The sequence below is a fragment of the Alphaproteobacteria bacterium genome (assembly GCA_019635875.1).
Lineage (GTDB): Bacteria > Pseudomonadota > Alphaproteobacteria > Reyranellales > Reyranellaceae > JAFAZJ01.
The window spans coordinates 227,637-245,837 of the sequence record JAHBYP010000005.1; the positions used below are offsets into that span (position 1 = coordinate 227,637).

Consider the following 18,201-nt stretch of genomic DNA (forward strand, 5'->3'; position numbering starts at 1 on the left):
CGGCGTCGCGCGATCACTCGGCCGCCTGCCTTGCGTCGGGCGCCGGCGCAATCCCCACGGGCTGGGACGGCGTGGTCATCGCCGGCACCGGCGGCGCGGCGATCACGGCCTCGGCGATCTCCATCAGCTCGCGCTGCAGGGCGACACTGTCGGCCGCCATGCGCTGCAGCGATCCACTGAGCCAATCCTGGTACTCGCGCGCCGCGTCGAGCGGCGTCTTCGCCGCATAGATGCGCTGCGTGGCCTCCAGCGCCGCGCGCGTTCCGGCATGCCGTCGCTCGAACCAGCCGCCGGCGAAGGCCTGCATGCTGTCGAGGACCTTGTCCTGGCCGCGCCAGAACTCGCAGGCGCGGCCCTTCGCGGCCTCGGCGTTCGGTGCCATCGGCTGCAGCATGGTTTGCATCGACTCGTAGACTTTCGTCACATTGTCACGCTCCATCGCGTCCCTCCCTCGCTCACACGACTCCCCCACACAGATGGCATCGGCGATGCCCTTCGCAAGGCAAGGAATCATGACATGACGAAGAACCTGCTGATCACCGGCGGCGCCAGCGGCATCGGCGCCGAGACGGCGCGTCGCGCCGCCGCACGCGGCTATCGTGTGGTGGTCAACTACCGCTCGCGCGCCGAGCAGGCCCGGGCGCTGGCGGCCGAGATCGCGCGCGCCGGCGGTCACGCGGTGGCGCTGCCCGCCGACATGGCACGCGAGGACGACATCGTGCGGCTGTTCGAGGCGAGCGCGCGCGCTGGGCCCGATCACCCACCTCGTCAACAGCGCCGCGCTGGGCGGTGACGGCGCGCGCGTCGCGGCCTACGATGCGGCGGCGCTGGCGCGGCTGTTCGCCGTCAACGTCACTGGCCTGATGCTGTGTTGCCGCGAGGCGGCTAAGCGCATGTCGAGCAGGCACGGCGGCCAGGGCGGCGCGATCGTCAACGTCTCGTCGATGGCCGCGACGTTGGGCGGCCGGCCCGGCGCGTCTGCCTACGCGGCGAGCAAAGGCGCGGTCGATTCCTTCACCAAGGCCTTTGGCCGCGAGGTCGCCGACGAGGGCATCCGGGTGAACGCGATCCGCCCGGGCATGGTGCTGACCGAGATGACCGAGGCGCGATTGAACGACCAGACCTTCCGCGCCGGTATCGAGGCTTCGATCCCGATGCGCCGCGTCGGCCGGCCCGGCGAAATCGCCGAGGCCATCCTCTGGCTGCTGTCGGACGAGGCATCCTTCATCACCGGCGCCATCCTCGACGCCGCCGGCGGCGGCTACGTGATCTAGCGCGTTGTCATTCCGAGCGCGGCGAGGAATCCAGCGAGGGCCTGGATCCCTCGCTGCGCTCGGAATGAGAGGAAAGCGGCGTGCTGCGACCTCGCGCTAGCGTCTCTCGAACAGGTCGGCGATCGCGTCGATCGCGGGTGCCGGCAGCGTCGCGCGGCGCCGATCCATGACGATGCTGCGGCCGAGATAGGCCCAGTACATGAAGGTCGCGCGCGAACGCGCCGCGCGGGCCTCGACGCCCGACGCGGCGAGCATGCGGGCGATATAGGTGATGCGCCGCGCGTCGACCGTCGCGACGGCGGCGGCGACATCGCGATCCTGCGCCGCCCAGGCGCGGATGGCCTCGTCCAGCCCGCGCCGCTGCCCGAAGGCGCCGCGCATGAGCCGCCTCAGGCGATCCGGCCCGCCTTTGCCCGCTTCCAGGTCGCGGATCACCCGGTCGGTGCCGCGCTCGCGCCAGGCCTGCAGCAGCTGCGCGCGGAAATCGCCGATGTCGCGGAAATGCCAGTAGAAGCTGCCGCGCGACACGCCCAGCGCCTCAGCCATCGCGCCGACCTTCAGCGCTGGGGCACCCCGGGCGGTCAGCGTGTCGAGCCCGTGCTTGATCCAGTCCGGCCTAGTCAGGCGGTCGTCCATGTCGCACCATACACTTGTGTATTGATTCGCGCCAGCTTGCGGCCCATTATCCATACAGAGGTGTATGGTCATGAGCTGGCAAACCACCGCCCTGGCGATGGCCGGGCTGATCGGCGGCACCGTCGCCGTGGTGCACGGCGTGCTGACCCAGCGGCTGATGGTGCGGCCGATCGCGGCGGCTCTCGGGGCCAACCCGCGCATCGGCCGGCCGATCAGGCGGCTCGTGCCGGTGCTGCTGCATTTCAGCACCGTCGCCTGGTTCCTGGGCGGCCTCGCCCTGATCGCCGCCGCGCTGTGGCTCGAGCGCGACCTGAGGCTGGCGACCGGGCTCTTCGTCGGCAGCCTCTATCTGTTCGGCGTGCTGGGCAATTTCTGGGGCACGCGCGGGCGGCATCCCGGCTGGATGCTGCTGGCACTGGCGCTCGGGCTCATCGCCTTCGGTGTCAGCGGCTGAATCGACGCCGTTTCCAGACCGGCGCACGCCGGTCTACGATGGGGCATGACAGTCTTTCCGATCAAGCGTCTGGGCTTCTTCTCCCGCCTTCTCGACGAGGCGACCGCCGCCGAACGCTATCGCCTCTGCACCGAGCAGATCGTCCATGCCGAGCGTTGCGGTTTCGATTCCGCCTGGATCGCCCAGCACCATTTCCACGAGGGCGAAGGCGGCCTGCCGGCGCCCATGGTGTTCCTCGCCCATGTCGCGGCGCACACCAGGACCATCCGCCTGGGCACCGGCATCGTGACCCTGCCGCTGGAGCTGCCGATCCGCGTCGCCGAGGACGCCGCCGTGCTCGATCTGATGTGCGGGCACCGGCTGGAGCTGGGCGTCGGGCCGGGCGGCAACCTCACCGCCTTCACCGCCTTCGGTCTCGAGGCCGCCCAGCGGCACAAGCTCTTCTCCGCCCATCTCGATGTGCTGCGCACGGCGTGGTCGGGCGGCCAGCTCGCGGGCGGCGACCGGCTCTATCCCGCCAGCCCGACGCTGGTCGAGCGCATCTGGCAGGCGACCTTCACCGTCGAGGGCGCGCGCCGCGCCGGCCTGGCCGGCGACGGGCTGATGCTCTCGCGCACCCAGCCGCGCACGCCGGGCCAGCCGCGCGCCTCGCTCGCCGACATCCAGAACCCGATGATCGACGCCTATCTCGCGGCCCTGCCGCCCGGCCGCGAGCCGCGCATCCTCGCCTCGCGCTCGGTCTATGTCGGCGATGATCGCGCCGAGTCGCTGCGCTTCGCCGAGACCGGCCTGGCCCGCCTGCGCCACCGCCTGGCCGAGACCGGCGATCTGTCGGGCGGCCGTCTGGTCGGCGATCTGATCACAGCCTTCGACGCCCATGTCGGCACACCCGAGGAGGTGATCGAATCGCTGAAGGCCGACGACACGCTCAGCCGCTCGACGGATCTCACCGTGCAGGTCCATTCCATCGACCCGCCGCATCCGTGGATCCTGCGCTCGATCGAGCTGGTCGCCGAGGTGGTGGCGCCGGCGCTCGGCTGGGTGCGCGGCGCGGCATCGCAAGAGCGCCGCGTGGCCTGACGGCTGCGGTCTGGAGCGACACGCACGCAATTTGCGCCACCCTGTCATCCCGAGCGCAGCGAGGGATCCAGGGAAGCTGCCTGGATCCCTCGCTGCGCTCGGAATGACAGGTGCGTTTGAGTGGCCGCACGCGGCTCAGAATCTGAGCGCGCCGTTGACGTTGATGCGCCAGGTGTCGAGCGCGCCCCCCCGATCGGAAATCTGCCGCGCGACCTCGAAGCCGAGCTCGCCCTCGCGCGCGACCGTCAGGAAGTTCGACATCACGCTGCGCACGCCGAGCCCGACCGAAGTGGCGCCGGTGCTGGAAAATTCGGTCGCCGTCGGGCTGTCGAGGTAGACCACGCCGCGCGAGGCGAAGCCGTAGGGTGTCAGCAGCACGCGCATCTTGCCGACGTCGAACAGCTCGGAATACTGCAGCTCCAACCGGCCGAGCCAGCCGTGATCGCCGGCGAAGGTCGACTGGTCGTAGGCGCTGAGCCGACGCGGGCCGCCGAGCGTGAACTGCTCGGCGTTCACCAGCGATCCGTTGAACGCGTACTGGCCGTGGAAGCTGCCCTCGACGGCGAGGCCCTGGAACAGCCGCTGGTGGACGCGGGCGCGGATCTCGCCCTTGGTGAAATCGTCGTCGGCCGCCGCGCGTGAGATCGGCTGCGCCACGGTGGCGTCATTGCGGCCGCGGCTGCCGAAGATGCCCAGGCCGCGCGAGAGGTCGCCGGCCAGGGTGATGGTGGTGCCGGTGTCGAACTGCCGCGCCCAGGTGACGCCGGCGCGCAGCGGGCGGATGCGGTCCTCGTACAGCGTCGTGGCGAAGCCCGGCGCCCGCTGGTTCTCGTTGATGACCTCGAAGCCCAGGCGCAGGCTCAGATTCTCCTGGCGGGTGCGGATCCACGGATACAGCAGGCGCACCGAGAAGCGCCAATAGTCGCTCTCGGTCTGCAGGGTGCCGGGCGCGACGAGCGGCCTGGTCGTCGAGCCGACACCCTCGAGGTTCAGCAGCAAGCCGTCGAAGCCCAGCGGCACCATGGCGCCGATCACGCCGAAGCGCCGCGCGCTGTCGGAGCCGATGAAGCCATGGCGCGGCGGACCGCCGACGCTGGCATAGACCTGCTCGCCGAAGCCGAGCGGCGAATTGACCGCCAGGCTGGTCGTCACCGTCACGATGCCCAGCTCGGCCGACAGCGCGTTGTCGAAGCCGATCTCGCCCTCGACCAGCCGGTGCTCGCCGCTCAGCACCAGGCGCACGCCGCCGACATCGCGGCCGGGCACGATGGTCGAGCGCAGCGTCGCACCGGGCGTGTCGCCGGCCAGCAGCAGCTTGCGCTCGAGCAGCGGCAGGCGCAGCTGCCGCCTGCCGACCAGCTCCGAGACCACGCCCTCGACCCGGCCGCGGATCGCGGACGGCACGGACGACACGTCGATCGCCTCGATGAAGCCGTCGACGACGCGGAAGACCAGCGTGCCGCCGTCGCGCACCTGCTGCGGCGGGATCACCACCCTGGCGAGGAAATAGCCCTGCGACCCGTAATAGCGCTCGACGCTGGCGGCAATCGCATAGACGTCGGCGATGCGCATCCGCTTGCCGGCGGCGCCGTCGATCTCGGCCCGGGTGGCCGCATCGAGCTCGAGGAATTCGCCGTCGACCCGGATGCCGCCGACGACGAGCTCGACCGTGGCGGCGCCGGGCGGCACCGCCGCCGGGACGGATTGCGGGATCGAGATCGCGCCGGGCGCCGGCACGTCGGGGCGCTGGCCGGGCGGCGGCACGAGCTGGCCCGGCGAGGGTGTCTGCCCGAGGGCACCCGCCAGGGGAAGCGATGCGAGGAGGGTCAGAAGGACGAGGGGCCGGACGCGGTTCATACTTCTTTGTTCAGGGTGCTGGGGCTGACCAACTATGCGCTGACCCAGTGAATCCGTCTACTGGGGCGTCCGCCAGCGCATCGAGCGTCAAAACGAACTCAGCCGTCTTCCTGGGAGCGCCGGCGTCCCGCCGGCAGGCGGCGCCTTGCGCCGCCATCATGAGCCGGCGGGACGCCGGCGCTCCCAAAGACGTGCGATTCCGCCTTTTCGTTCGTCGCTCTAGAACTTGCCCGGCTCCAGCTTGAAGATGTCCGGCTTCAGACGGTCGGCGATGTAGGACACCCGCAGGCTGAGGCTGCCCGGCCTCTGCGGCTTGGTCTCGACCTTGCCGCCCTTGTTCTCCAGCGTGACGCCGTCGACGATCACCTGCACGGCGCCGGTCTTGGCATCCTCCGCCGCGAACAGCAGCAGCGTGTTCGGGCCTGCCGGGACTCCCATGCTCACCTTGCCGTCGCGCCAGGCGAAGCCGTTGAAGTAGTTGGCAAGCTGGACGCCGGCCACCAGGAAGGGGCCGCCGTCGGTCTTGTCCGCCGCGGCGTTCTGCGACCACACTAGGTTGACCTGGATCAGCTTCTTGGTCTGGTAGCCGAGGATGTAGACCACGCTGGCCGGGCCGGGGCCGGGATCCAGCGTCGGCAGCGACACGATCAGCGCCGTGGTGCGCTCCATGGCGTTGGGCACCAGCCGGATGGCCTCCGGCTTGGCCTGGAAATCGCCCTGGATGGCGGCCCTCACCTGGGCCTCGTCCATGCCGAAACGCGCGCCGCGAAAGCCCGCGACCTCGTAGGCCGCCTTGCTCGGCCCCGGTGCGGCGGGCGGCGCCGCCGTGGTGCCGGGCGCCGGCGCAGGCGCCTGGGCCCACGCCGCCGAGCCCATCGCCCATCCGGCGATCACTACGCTCGCCGCGATCACGCCCGAGATGCTGACTTTGGAAAACACAGGCGTTTCCTCCTCCGGTACGCGACCTGCGCCCGGTCGAGCGACAGTGATGCGCCCGAACCCCGGGTCGATCAACCCGGGGGTCGAGGCTGTGTTCTTACGGCGTCGTCTGCGGGCAGATCAACGTGCCGGCCGGACTGATCAGGCAGGCGGCCGAGGTCTGACGGACTGGCGCGTCGGGGTCCGCCACCCCGCTCTCGTCGATGTCGCGGAAGATGCCCGACCTGACCGTGCCGCCACCGGACGGCGCGTACAGCCCGCCCAGCACGCCGTTGCCGCCATCGCCCGGCGTGCCGCCGGCAATGGCGGGCAGCGGGTTGGTCGGCCGCGGCGTGATCGTCAGCTGGCCGTTGACGAAGGTCAGCGCGTAGTTCGCCCCGTAGGTGAAGCTGCCCTGCGTGATGGCGTAAGTGCCAGGCGTATCGCCCGGATCGCGCGTCAGGACGCCGGTCGGCAGGTCGCCGAACACCACCGTCCCCGAGGTCAGCTGCCAGGTGAAGGCCGGATCGGGCAGCAGCTCGACCTTGGTGTGCGAATCCGCCGTCACCGTGATCGGCCGCGGCGTGATCGTCAGATCCGCGCCGACATAGGTGATGACGTAGTTCGGGTTGTTGGCGTTGGTCACCGTGCCTTGCAGGATCGAGTACGGCCCGCCCGTCACCGTCTCGCCCGGCGCGCGATCCAGCGCGCCGACGATCGCCGTGCCGCTGCCCAGGCTGCTGGTGGTGAAGGTCAATGCCGGGTCGGCATCGCCGTAGACCCTGGTCTTCGCGTCGGCCGTCACCGTCACCGGCCGCGCCGTCACCGTCAGATCCGCCCCGACATAGGTGATGACGTAGTTCGGATTGTTGGCGTTGGTGATCGTGCCTTGCAGGATCGCGTACGGACCGCCCGCGACGGTCTCGCCCGGTGCTCGATCCAGCGCGCCGACGATCGCCGTGCCGCTGCCCAGGCTGCTGGTCGTGAAGGTCAGCGCCGGATCGGCGTCGCCGTAGACCTTGGTCTTGGCATCCGCGGTCACCGTCACCGGTCGCGCCGTCACCGTCAGATCCGCACCGACATAGGTGATGACGTAGTTCGGGTTGTTGGCGTTGGTGATCGTGCCTTGCAGGATCGCGTAGGGACCACCGGCCACCGTCTCGCCCGCCACCCGGTCGAGCGCGCCGACGATCGCTGTGCCGGTACCCAGGCTGCTGGTGGTGAAGCTCAGCGCCGGGTCGGCGTCGCCATACACCTTCGTCTTCGCGTCGGCGGTCACCGTCACCGATCGCGCGGTGATGCTCAGATCGGCGCCGACATAGGTGATGACGTAGTTCGGGTTGTTGGCGTTGGTCACCGTGCCTTGCAGGATCGCATACGGGCCACCCGCGACCGTCTCGCCGGACACCCGGTCGAGCGACCCGACGATTGCCGTGCCGGTGCCCAGGCTGCTGGTCGTGAACGTCAGCGCAGGGTCGGCGTCGCCGTACACCTTGGTCTTGGCATCGGCCGTCACCGTCACTGGTCGGGCGGTGATGCTCAGATCGGCGCCGACATAGGTGATGGCGTAGTTCGGATTGTTGGCGTTGGTGATCGTGCCCTGAAGGATCGCATAGGGACCACCGGCCACCGTCTCGCCCGCCGTGCGCGTCAGCGCGCCGCTCAGCGTGTCGAGACCGACCAGGCTGCCCGACGTGACCTGGTAGGTCAGCGCCGGATCGCCGTCGCCGTAGACCTTGGTCTTTGCATCGGCCGTCACCGTGATCGGACGCGCGGTGATCGTCAGGTCCGCGCCGACATAGGTGATCACGTAGTTCGGGTTGTTGGCGTTGGTCACCGTCCCTTGCAGGATCGCGTACGGGCCACCCGCCACCGTTTCGCCGACCACCCGGTCGAGCGACCCGACGATGGCCGTGCCTGAACCGAGGCTGCTGGTGGTGAAGGTCAGCGGCGGATCGGCATCGCCGTAGACCTTGGTCTTCGCATCCGCCGTCACCGTCACCGGTCGCGCGGTGATGGTCAGATCGGCACCGACATAGGTGATCAAGTAGTTGGGATTGTTGGCGTTGGTGATCGTGCCTTGCAGGATCGCGTACGGGCCACCGGCGACCGTCTCGCCGGGCGTACGATCCAACGCGCCGACGATCGCCGTGCCGGAGCCCAGGCTGCTCGTGGTGAACGTCAGCGCCGGGTCGGCATCGCCGTAGACCTTGGTCTTGGCATCGGCGGTCACCGTCACCGGTCGCGCGGTAACCGTCAGGTCGGCGCCGACATAGGTGATGACGTAGTTGGGATTGTTGGCGTTGGTGATCGTGCCCTGAAGGATGGCATACGGGCCACCGGCGACCGTCTCGCCGGGCGTACGATCCAGCGCGCCGACGATCGCGACGCCGGTGCCGAGGCTGCTCGTGGTGAACGTCAGCGCCGGATCAGCGTCGCCATAGACCTTGGTCTGGGCATCCGCTGTCACGGTCACGGGACGCGCAGTGATGCTCAGATCCGCACCGACATAGGTGATCACGTAGTTCGGGTTGTTGGCGTTGGTGATCGTGCCCTGAAGGATCGCGTACGGACCGCCCGCCACCGTCTCGCCGGCCACCCGGTCTAGCGACCCGACGATTGCCGTGCCGGTGCCGAGGCTGCTCGTGGTGAACGTCAGCGCCGGATCAGCGTCGCCATAGACCTTGGTCTTGGCATCTGCCGTCACCGTCACGGGACGAGCTGTGATGCTGAGGTCCGCGCCCACATAGGTGATGACGTAGTTCGGATTGTTGGCGTTGGTGATCGTGCCTTGGAGGATCGCGTACGGACCACCGGCCACCGTCTCCCCTGCCACTCGGTCGAGCGCGCCGACGATCGCCGTGCCCGAACCCAGGCTGCTTGTCGTGAAGGTCAGCGCCGGGTCGGCGTCGCCATAGACCTTTGTCTTCGCATCCGCCGTCACGGTCACCGGTCGCGCGGTGATGCTGAGGTCCGCGCCGACATAGGTGATGACGTAGTTCGGATTGTTGGCGTTGGTGATCGTGCCTTGCAGGATCGCGTACGGGCCACCCGCCACTGTCTCACCGGCCACCCGGTCTAGCGACCCGACGATCGCCGTGCCGGTGCCGAGGCTGCTGGTGGTGAAGGTCAGTGCTGGATCGGCATCGCCGTACACCTTGGTCTTCGCATCGGCGGTCACCGTCACCGGACGAGCCGTCACCGTCAGATCCGCACCGACATAGGTGATGACGTAGTTCGGGTTGTTGGCGTTGGTCACCGTCCCTTGCAGGATCGCGTACGGGCCACCCGCGACCGTCTCGCCCGGCGCCCGGTCGAGGGCGCCGACGATCGCCGTGCCGGTGCCCAGGCTGCTCGTGGTGAATGTCAGTGCCGGGTCGGCGTCGCCATAGACCTTTGTCTTCGCATCCGCCGTCACGGTCACCGGTCGCGCGGTGATGCTGAGGTCGGCGCCGACATAGGTGATGATGTAGTTCGGATTGTTGGCGTTGGTGATCGTGCCCTGGAGGATCGCGTAGGGACCACCCGCGACGGTTTCGCCGGCCACTCGATCCAGCGCGCCGACGATTGCCGTGCCGGTGCCGAGGCTGCTGGTGGTGAAGGTCAACGCCGGGTCGGCGTCGCCATAGACCTTCGTCTTGGCATCGGCGGTCACCGTCACCGGACGAGCCGTGATGCTGAGGTCAGCACCGACATAGGTGATGACGTAGTTCGGGTTGTTGGCGTTGGTGATCGTGCCCTGGAGGATCGCGTACGGGCCACCCGCCACTGTCTCGCCGGGCGCCCGGTCGAGCGCGCCGACGATCGCCGTGCCGCTGCCCAGGCTGCTGGTCGTGAAGGTCAACGCCGGGTCGGCATCGCCATATATCTTGGTCTTCGCATCCGCCGTCACCGTCACCGGCCGAGCGGTGATGCTCAGGTCCGCACCAACATAGGTGATGACGTAGTTCGGGTTGTTGGCGTTGGTGATCGTGCCTTGCAGGATCGCGTACGGACCGCCGGCCACCGTCTCGCCAGGCGCCCGGTCGAGCGCGCCCACGATCGCCGTACCGGCACCCAGACTGCTCGTGGTGAAGGTCAGCGCCGGGTCGGCATCTCCATAGACCCTCGTCTTGGCATCGGCGGTCACCGTCACCGGACGGGCCGTGATGCTGAGGTCAGCACCGACATAGGTGATGACGTAGTTCGGGTTGTTGGCGTTGGTGATCGTGCCTTGCAGGATCGCGTAGGGACCGCCGGCCACCGTCTCGCCCGGCGCCCGGTCGAGCGCGCCGACGATCGCCGTGCCGGTGCCGAGGCTGCTGGTGGTGAAGGTCAGCGCCGGATCGGCGTCGCCGTAGACCTTGGTCTTGGCATCCGCGGTCACCGTCACCGGACGCGCCGTGATGGTCAGATCGCCGCCGACATAGGTCAGGGCGTAGTTCGAGCTGGCCGCCAGGGTGCCCTGCAGGATCGCGTAGGGCCCGCCCGCCACCGTCTCGCCAGGCGTGCGCGTCAGCGCGCCGCTCAGCGTGTCGGCGCCGACCAGGCTGCCCGAGGTGATCTGGTAGGTCAGCGCCGGATCGGCGTCGCCATAGACCTTGGTCTTGGGATCGGCGGTGACCGTGATCGGGCGCGCGGTGACGCTCAGCGTGCCGTTGACCGTGCTGGTCGTCAGGAAATAGCCCGTCTTTCCGGCCGCGAAGGCGGTCGAGCCGGTGGCGCTCACCGTGTAGGCGTAGTCCCCCACATTGCTCGTCGCCGTCGGCGTGCCGCCGGGATAGTTGACGGCGGTCGAGCCCGCGACCAGCAGGCTCGACAGCGTGTCGGCCCCGCGCAGCGCGCCCGAGGTCAGCGCCGGCACGCCGACATCCGGATTGGCGTCGCCGTAGATGCGCGATGCCGATGTCGGGCCGAGCACGAGCCGCGCGGCATCGGCGGTGTCCATGACGCCGATGCGGGTCACGGTGGTCCCTTCGACGAAGCGAATCGTCTCGCCGCCCGCCGCGCCGAGAATGGTCCTGGTCGCCTCGCCGGTCCAGGTGACGCTCTTGCCGGCGCCGCTGGTGAGCACGCTGTTGGCGCGGACCACGAGGTTGCGGTCCGGCAGGACGATGCTGCCGCCCGTGGTCAGATTTCCGTTCAGCTCGACCAAGTTCGATGTCGAGGCGGCGGCCACGGTGATCGAGCCGGAACTGCTGACGACACCAAGGCGGATGTCGCCGGTGGTCGTTCCCGAGCTCATCGTGATCGAGACCGCGCCCGTGCCCGCGTTGAGCGTCAGGCCACGCATGTCGATCAGGGCGGCGCCGGCGTCTCGTTGAGCGGCGACAAGGCTGGCGTTGTTCGTGTTGGCGATGACGGTGAAGCTGCCGTCGTCGGTGGTAATCGAAACGCCGGATGCGAAGGTGACGCTACGGCCTGCCTCCAAGGTTATATCGCCGCCAGCGCCGCCACCGTTGTTGGTCGTCCAGCCTTTGCTGACGGTGATGTCGTTGTTGGCCTGCAAAGTGACATCCGTGCCGGCATTGAGAAGCGTTTCTAGATTGCCTGCTTTGATGCTGACAGACTTTGTGCCGTTCTCGCCGAACTCGTCATTGGCTGCGATTGGGTCGCCGCTACCGGCGGCGATCGTAATGTTCTTCGGATCCAGCAGCAGGTGTCCGCCGGCGCCGAGAGTCAAGGTCGTCAGGTCGATATAGGCGAGGTTCTCCTTGCCCGAAATCTCGATCGAGCCCGCCGAGATCGGGCCGCCGGCATTGACCGTGCCGGCCATCCACGTCGCGCCATTGGCCCACACAACGGCGGTGCCACCCGTGGCCCCGCCGGAGACGTCGATCGTCGTCGTGCCGTAGACCCGCGTCTCGGTGGCGTTGCGCATGTCGGGGGCATCGGCCCAGCGCGTCACGAACGTCGCCTCGAGCTCGGGCGAATTCTCGCGCTCGGCGCCGCCCTGGAAGGCGCCGCCGATGCGGATCAGGCCGCCGCTGTCGCCGCCGGTCGCCGACAGGAGTGCCGAGGTCACGCGCACGTCGTCGGCCGTCAGGTCGATGCGGCCGCCATTGGCGCCGCCATCGGCCAGCCAGGTGCCGGAGACGTTGAGCGACAGACCACCGTCGGCGCTGATCGCGCCGCCGAAGGTCGTGGCGCTCACGTCGGTGACGCTGCTCGCCGACGCCACCAGCGCGGCGGCATTGTAGAGCACCGTGCCGCCGGCGCCGGCCAGGCCGCGCGCATCGACCGTGCCGGTCAGGCTGAGCGTGCCGGTCGCCGCCGCGCTCATCGCGCCGCCGCTGGCGCCGGAGACGTCGACCATGCCGGCGAGCGCCACCGAGGTGCCGGCGATCGACACCGCGCCGCCCGCGCGCGCCGTGCCGCCGCTGGCGGTGATACGGCCGGCGACCTGCACGGCGCCGCCCGCGCCGCCGTCGATGGTGACGCGGCCGCGCTCGACCGTGGCGCCGGCCGGCGTCGGCGCGTCGCCGAACACCACCACGCCGCCCGAGGTGCGCGCCACGGTGCGCGCCTCGATCGTGCCCGGTACGTTGATGGCGTTGCGCGCCACGTCGGCGGTGGTGGCGGCGCGCATCTCGACGCGCCCGCCATTGGCCCGGATGCGGCCGGCATGGCTGATCAGCGCGGTGGCGCGATCGGCATCGGCGGTGGGAATCGAGACTTGCAGGAAGCCGTCGCCCTGCATGTCGACGACGACGCGCTCGGCCGCCGCCAGCCCGACCCGGCCGCCATCGGCGACGATCGAACCGTCGTTGACGACGCGGCCGCCGATCAGCGCGACGGTGCCGCCCTGCACCACCTCGATGGTGCCCTGGTTGACCACCCCGGCCGAGGCGCCGCCGCCCTGGAAGGTCAGGTTGCGCGCCATGAAGTCGTCGGTGCGGATGTCGAGCGTCGAGGCGACGAAGCTGCCGGTGCGCACCGTGCCGGTGGGCGTGATCTGGATACCGTTGGGATTGACCAGGAACACCTGGCCGTTGGCCGTGAGGCTGCCGGCGATGGTCGAGGTCATGCCGCCGGTGACGCGGTTGAGCGTCGCCGACGAGGCCGAGGGCTGCTGGAAGGTGACGGCGGCGCCCGATCCGATCGAGAAGGACTGCCAGTTGATGACGCCGCGATCAGTCGACTGCGTGATCGTCATCTGGCCGGCGCCGGGCTGCGTGATGCTCGCCGATCCCGACACCACGGTGCCATTGGTCGGCAGCGTCTGGGCGCGCGCCTGGACCGCGACCAGCCCCAGTCCGACGGCCAGCGCGAGCAGCGAAACCTGGCCACCCATCCAGTCACGGGGCCTCCACGCCGGCGCGCACGCACGAACCTGCTGCGCGGCGCGCCTCGCGGAGCGCCGGCAGGCCTTGACCCTGCTGTTCATTGCTTCCCCCGAACCACCCGATTCCCCCGAGACGGGCGCGACAATCAGCTTTCGAATATTTCCTGGATCATTACTTTGACGTTCAATGGACCGACAAAAATCGCGCCTCAAGACAAGACTTATATATCACCGTGCCGTGCCCGCTTCCAAAGAACAAGTGTCGAATGACACATTGCGACACGATGTATCTTATGGAATTACTTTAACTACCAGAGAGTATGGTAGTTGATCGTGATGCTAGCGCGACGAAGTTAACGTGATCTCTCAAGTCCCCCTCGGGATTGCCCTGGCGCACGCCGGCGTTTCTTGACCATTCGGTCCCCGGCCTGTCTGCTGGCGGGGACCGGCTTCGCCAGCCAACCCGCGTGTCAGCAACGGACCCCGCCTCGATGCCCGATACCCCGCACGACGTCATCGACACCCTGGTCGGCATCATGCCCGGCACGCCGCTGGACGCGATCCGCGCGCGGCGGCCGGAGGCGCGCCGGCACGCGCAGGCGAGCTACGACGGCCTGCTGGTGCCCGGGGATCCCGGCGGGGTGAGCCTGCCGGAGCGCTTCGCCATCGCCGCCTTCGTCGCCGGCCTGCACGGCGAGCCCCAGACCGGCGCGTTCTACGCCGAGGGGCTGCGATCCTCGGGCGCGTCCGACAGGCTCAGCGCCGCGATCGCCGCGCAGGTCGCCGCCGCCCGAGCCGTCGGCCCCTATGGCAGCTACCCGGCGGGGCCGCTCAGCGCCGAGGACCAGGCCGGGCCGGTCCACCGCGTCGCCGAGGGCGCGCGCGCCGAGCTGGGCGCGCGACTGGCGGCAGCGCTGGAGCACGTGCACATGCTGGTGCTGCATCCGCGCGACGCCGCGCCGGCCTCGCTGCAGGCGATGCTCGACGCCGGCTGGAGCACGACCGACATCGTCGTAATCTCGCAGCTCGTCTCGTTCCTCTCCTTCCAGATCCGCGTCGTCGCCGGCCTGCGCGTGCTGGCCGGCCGACCCGCCTGATCGCGCAGGACGCCATGACCGACAAGACGCTGACGCCCACCGGCCACACCCCGCCGCTCGCCTTCACCCGCGACATGCTCGACTGGCTGCCCTGGCTCGAGCCGCTGGCCGAAGCCGAGCTGACGCCGCGCCACATGGCGGGCCTGGTCGACGCCGCGCGCGCCAAGTCGGCCTATTTCCGCCTGCTGGCGCGCGATCCCGACGTGCTGGGCGCGCGCACCCGCACCGACAAGGACATCTTCTACAGCACCGATGCCGGCCTGCCGCGCGCCGAACGCGAGCTCGCCGCCGCCGCGACGTCGCGGCTCAACGGCTGCATCTACTGCGCCTCGGTGCATGCGCGCTTCGCCGCGACCTATTCCAAGCGCGTCGAGGACGTCGACCGCCTGCTCGCCGAGGGCACCGGGGCGGCGCTCGACGAGCGCTGGAGCGCCATCGTCGCCGCCTCGGTGGCGCTGACGTCGATCCCGATGGCGTTCGACGCCACGCATGTCGATCGCCTGCGCGCCGCCGGCCTCGACGACCTCGCCATCGCCGACGTCGTGCAGGCCGCGTCGTTCTTCAACTGGGCCAACCGCCTGATGCTGTCGCTGGGCGAGCCGGCGCGCTGATCATTACCTTCCCCCGGAGGGGGAAGGTGCCCGAAGGGCGGAAGGGGGATGTCGAAGACAGACTCCCGTGTTCGCCTTCGACATCCCCCTTCCGTCGCTGCGCGCCACCTTCCCCCTCCGGGGGAAGGCAAGATGCTACAACCCGAGATATTGCTGCCGCACCTCCTCGTTGGCGTGCAGCTCGTCGATCGTGCCGGCGAAGCGCACGTGGCCCTTCTCCAGCACGTAGGCGCGGTCGCTGAGCCGGGCGGCGAACTTGGCGTTCTGCTCGCACAGCAGGATGGTCAGGCCCTGCTCCTTGAGCCGGCGGATCTGATGGCCAAGATCGCGCACGATGATCGGCGCCAGGCCCTCGCTGGGCTCGTCGAGCAGCAGCAGGTCGGGATTGCCCATCAGGGTGCGGCCGATGGTCAGCATCTGCTGCTCGCCGCCGCTCAGGTAGCCGCCCTTGCGCTCGCTGATCGGCTGAAGCGCCGGGAAGGTCTCGAACACCGCCTCGATGGTCCACGCCCTGGCGTGCGCCGTGGCGGCGTTCTTGCGCGCCACGTCGAGATTCTGGCGCACCGTGAGGTCGGGGAAGATGCGGCGCTCCTCGGGCACGAAGCCCAGCCCCAGCTTGGCCACCTGGTAGGCCGGCCGGCCGGTGATGTCGGCGCCGTTGTAGCGCACGCGGCCCCTGCTCGGCGCCGTCAGCCCCATGATCGAGCGCAAGGTCGTGGTCTTGCCCACCCCGTTGCGGCCCAGCAGGGCGACGCACTCGCCGCGGCCGACCGACAGCGAGACGCCGAACAGGATCTGGCTCAGCCCGTAGGCGGTGTAGAGCTCGTCGACTTCCAGGATCATTCGGCCTCGCCCAGGTAGATGCGCTGCACGTCCTCGTTGGCCTGCACCTCCTGCGGCGTGCCTTCGGCCAGCACGGCGCCCTGGTGCAGCACGGTGATCTGCTCGGCGATGGAGAACACCACGTCCATGTCGTGCTCGGTGAAGAGCAGGGTCAGGCCGCGCTCGCGCTGGATGCGGCCGATCAGCGCGATCGAGTCGGCGGTCTCCTGCGGCGACATGCCGGCGGTCGGCTCGTCGAGCAGCAGCAGCTGCGGCTCGCTGGCCAGCGCGATGCCGAGCTCGAGCTGCTTCTGCAGGCCGTAGGACAAGGTGCCGCTGGTCGATAGCGCCTCGCCCGCCAGGCCGACCGCCTCGAGCAGCGCCATGGTCTCCTCGCGCGCCAGCGCCCGCGCCGGGGTCAGCATGTTGAGCGTGCGGCCCTGGTGCGCCAGCACCGCGACCTGCACGTTGTCGAACACCGTGAGCTTGGGAAAGATGTTGGTGCGCTGGAACGAGCGGCCGATGCCCATGCGGCAGATCGCGTGCGGCGACTGTCCGGTGATCTCGCGCTCCTCGAACAGCACGCGCCCCTGCGTCGGCTGGATATGGCCGGTGATCAGGTTGAACAGGGTCGACTTGCCGGCGCCGTTGGGACCGATGACGCACGCCGTGCGGCCGCGCTCGACCGACAGGCTGACGTCACGCACGGCGACGAAACCGCCGAAGGATTTTGACAGGCCCTCGATGCGCAGCATGGCCTCAACCCTTCGCGAAGGCGCGGCGCAGGTCAGGCTGCGCCAGCGCGTGGATCGTGTGGATCACCCACAACAGCGCGATCAGCATTCCGGAGAGCGGCGTCTGCAGGTAGGCGTGCAGCGCCAGGAAGAGCACCGGCAGCGCCACCAGCAGGACCGCGTCGCGCAGCACGAAGCGCTCGGCGCGGCGCAGCAGCAGCCACAGCGCGCCGCCGAACAGCGCCAGCTGCACCAGCGCGCAGGGCACGACGCCCCAGGTCACCGGCGCCCAGATCGACCAGTTGCGCGCCCTGGGCTCGAGCCAGGCTTCCGGCTGCTGCAGGACGGCGAAGAAGGCGGTGAAGAGCACCGCGCCGGCGAAGAACATCGAGGTCTTGCGCGCCAGCACACGCAGCGACTTGGCCCGGCGCGTCGCCGGATCGTCGCCGGCCGAGATGTCGCGGCCCTGGATGAAGCCGACGATGCCGCCGGGCAGGCCGAACAGGATCAGCACCAGCACGCCGCCGAGGAAGAGCTGCCAGATCTCGGGATAGTTCTGGGTGATGTCGGCGTCCATGGTGCGCAGCAGGAGCGCGCCGACGATCGGGCCGAAGAAGGTGTAGATGCCGCCCAGCAGCACCATCAGCAGCACCTGGGTCGATTGCGTCCAGTGCGCCAGGTCGGGATAGACGCTGCGCTCGTTGACCATGATCAGCGCGCCGGCCAGGCCGGAGAAGGCGCCGACGATGACGAAGGCGTAGAGGCGATAGCGATCGACCGGGATGCCGATGAAATCCGCCCGTTCGGGATTCTCGCGGATCGCGGTCAGCGCCTTGCCGAAGGGCGAGTTGACGATGCGCCACAGCAGGTAGATCGCCGCGACGACGATCACGAGCACGAACTTGTAGTAGTTGGCGAAGGTCGGCTCGGTGATCCACTTGGGCACCGGGATGCCGATCAGCCCGTTGTCGCCGCCGGTGAAGTCGTACCACTTGAAGACGATCAGGTAGACGATGTGGCCGAAGGCGAGCGTGAGGATGGCGAAGTAGATGTGCGTGCGGCGCACGCAGAACCAGCCGATGATCAGTGCCGCCAGCGCGCCGCCGACCGGCGCGGCGGCGAGGCCGAGATAGAAGCTCAGGCCCGGGATGTTCTTCAGCAGCAGGCCCGCGGTGTAGCCGCCGATGCCGAGATAGGCCGCCTGGCCGAACGAGACCATGCCGGTGTAGCCCATCAGCAGGTTGAAGGCCATGGCGAACAGCGACCAGATGAAGACCTGGGTGGTGAACTGGATCCAGAACCGGGCCCAGCCCATGTAGAGGATCAGCTCGGGCAGCCAGAACAGCAGCACCAGCGCCGCCAGGAAGGCCCAGATCATCGGATCGCGCGCGCTCGCGGCGGCCGGCCGCGACAGGGCGTCCGGCTTGCTGGCGGTGTCCTGCAAACTGGTCATT

12 protein-coding genes and 1 pseudogene are annotated in these 18,201 nt (G+C 69.4%); 5 read left to right on the forward strand and 8 right to left on the reverse strand.

Annotated elements, in window-relative coordinates:
- Positions 1–13: 13 nt before the first annotated feature.
- Positions 14–439 carry a hypothetical protein gene (locus KF889_19105; protein ID MBX3501556.1) on the reverse strand — a complete coding sequence of 142 codons (426 nt, stop codon included), beginning with the start codon at positions 437–439 and terminating at the stop codon, positions 14–16.
- 78 nt (positions 440–517) lie between these two features.
- Here KF889_19105 and KF889_19110 point away from each other — a divergent pair.
- Positions 518–1,274 (forward strand): annotated as a pseudogene (locus tag KF889_19110) (SDR family oxidoreductase).
- A 96-nt stretch (positions 1,275–1,370) separates the two neighbouring features.
- On the opposite strand, the gene KF889_19115 reads toward KF889_19110, so the two are convergent.
- On the reverse strand, positions 1,371–1,910 hold the full coding sequence (locus KF889_19115) for a TetR family transcriptional regulator (GenBank protein ID MBX3501557.1): 540 nt from the start codon (positions 1,908–1,910) through the stop codon (positions 1,371–1,373).
- A gap of 70 nt (positions 1,911–1,980) precedes the next feature.
- Between KF889_19115 and KF889_19120 the strand changes: the two genes are divergently transcribed.
- Positions 1,981–2,364, forward strand: coding sequence for a hypothetical protein (locus KF889_19120; protein ID MBX3501558.1), 384 nt, complete (start codon positions 1,981–1,983; stop codon positions 2,362–2,364).
- A 45-nt stretch (positions 2,365–2,409) separates the two neighbouring features.
- Positions 2,410–3,444 (forward strand): putative FMN-dependent luciferase-like monooxygenase, encoded by a 1,035-nt coding sequence (locus tag KF889_19125; GenBank protein ID MBX3501559.1) that lies wholly within the window; start codon positions 2,410–2,412, stop codon positions 3,442–3,444.
- 135 nt (positions 3,445–3,579) lie between these two features.
- Here the strand turns inward: KF889_19125 and KF889_19130 are convergent, their stop codons facing one another.
- From KF889_19130 to KF889_19140, 3 genes are all read right to left on the reverse strand, one after another.
- Positions 3,580–5,208: a ShlB/FhaC/HecB family hemolysin secretion/activation protein gene (locus tag KF889_19130; protein ID MBX3501560.1), complete on the reverse strand. Its 1,629-nt coding sequence runs from the start codon at positions 5,206–5,208 to the stop codon at positions 3,580–3,582.
- A 312-nt stretch (positions 5,209–5,520) separates the two neighbouring features.
- Positions 5,521–6,240, reverse strand: coding sequence for a hypothetical protein (locus tag KF889_19135; protein ID MBX3501561.1), 720 nt, complete (start codon positions 6,238–6,240; stop codon positions 5,521–5,523).
- Between the two features lie 97 nt (positions 6,241–6,337).
- Positions 6,338–13,492 carry a filamentous hemagglutinin N-terminal domain-containing protein gene (locus KF889_19140; protein ID MBX3501562.1) on the reverse strand — a complete coding sequence of 2,385 codons (7,155 nt, stop codon included), beginning with the start codon at positions 13,490–13,492 and terminating at the stop codon, positions 6,338–6,340.
- A 482-nt stretch (positions 13,493–13,974) separates the two neighbouring features.
- Here KF889_19140 and KF889_19145 point away from each other — a divergent pair, with 482 nt between their 5' ends.
- On the forward strand, positions 13,975–14,580 hold the full coding sequence (locus tag KF889_19145; GenBank protein MBX3501563.1) for a CMD domain protein: 606 nt from the start codon (positions 13,975–13,977) through the stop codon (positions 14,578–14,580).
- 14 nt (positions 14,581–14,594) lie between these two features.
- The gene (locus KF889_19150; GenBank protein MBX3501564.1) at positions 14,595–15,191 is read left to right on the forward strand and encodes an alkylhydroperoxidase domain protein; all 597 of its coding nucleotides are present in this window, start codon (positions 14,595–14,597) and stop codon (positions 15,189–15,191) included.
- Between the two features lie 135 nt (positions 15,192–15,326).
- On the opposite strand, the gene KF889_19155 is transcribed toward KF889_19150, so the two are convergent.
- From KF889_19155 to KF889_19165, 3 genes are read right to left on the reverse strand one after another with little or no spacing between them, the layout of a single operon-like run.
- On the reverse strand, positions 15,327–16,034 hold the full coding sequence (locus KF889_19155; protein ID MBX3501565.1) for an ABC transporter ATP-binding protein: 708 nt from the start codon (positions 16,032–16,034) through the stop codon (positions 15,327–15,329).
- Entirely contained in the window at positions 16,031–16,768 is a 738-nt protein-coding gene (locus KF889_19160; GenBank protein ID MBX3501566.1) for an ABC transporter ATP-binding protein, read from the reverse strand. Before KF889_19160 ends, KF889_19155 begins: the two co-directional genes overlap by 4 nt.
- A gap of 4 nt (positions 16,769–16,772) precedes the next feature.
- Positions 16,773–18,200 carry a branched-chain amino acid ABC transporter permease gene (locus KF889_19165; protein MBX3501567.1) on the reverse strand — a complete coding sequence of 476 codons (1,428 nt, stop codon included), beginning with the start codon at positions 18,198–18,200 and terminating at the stop codon, positions 16,773–16,775.
- Between the last annotated feature and the right edge of the window lies 1 nt (position 18,201).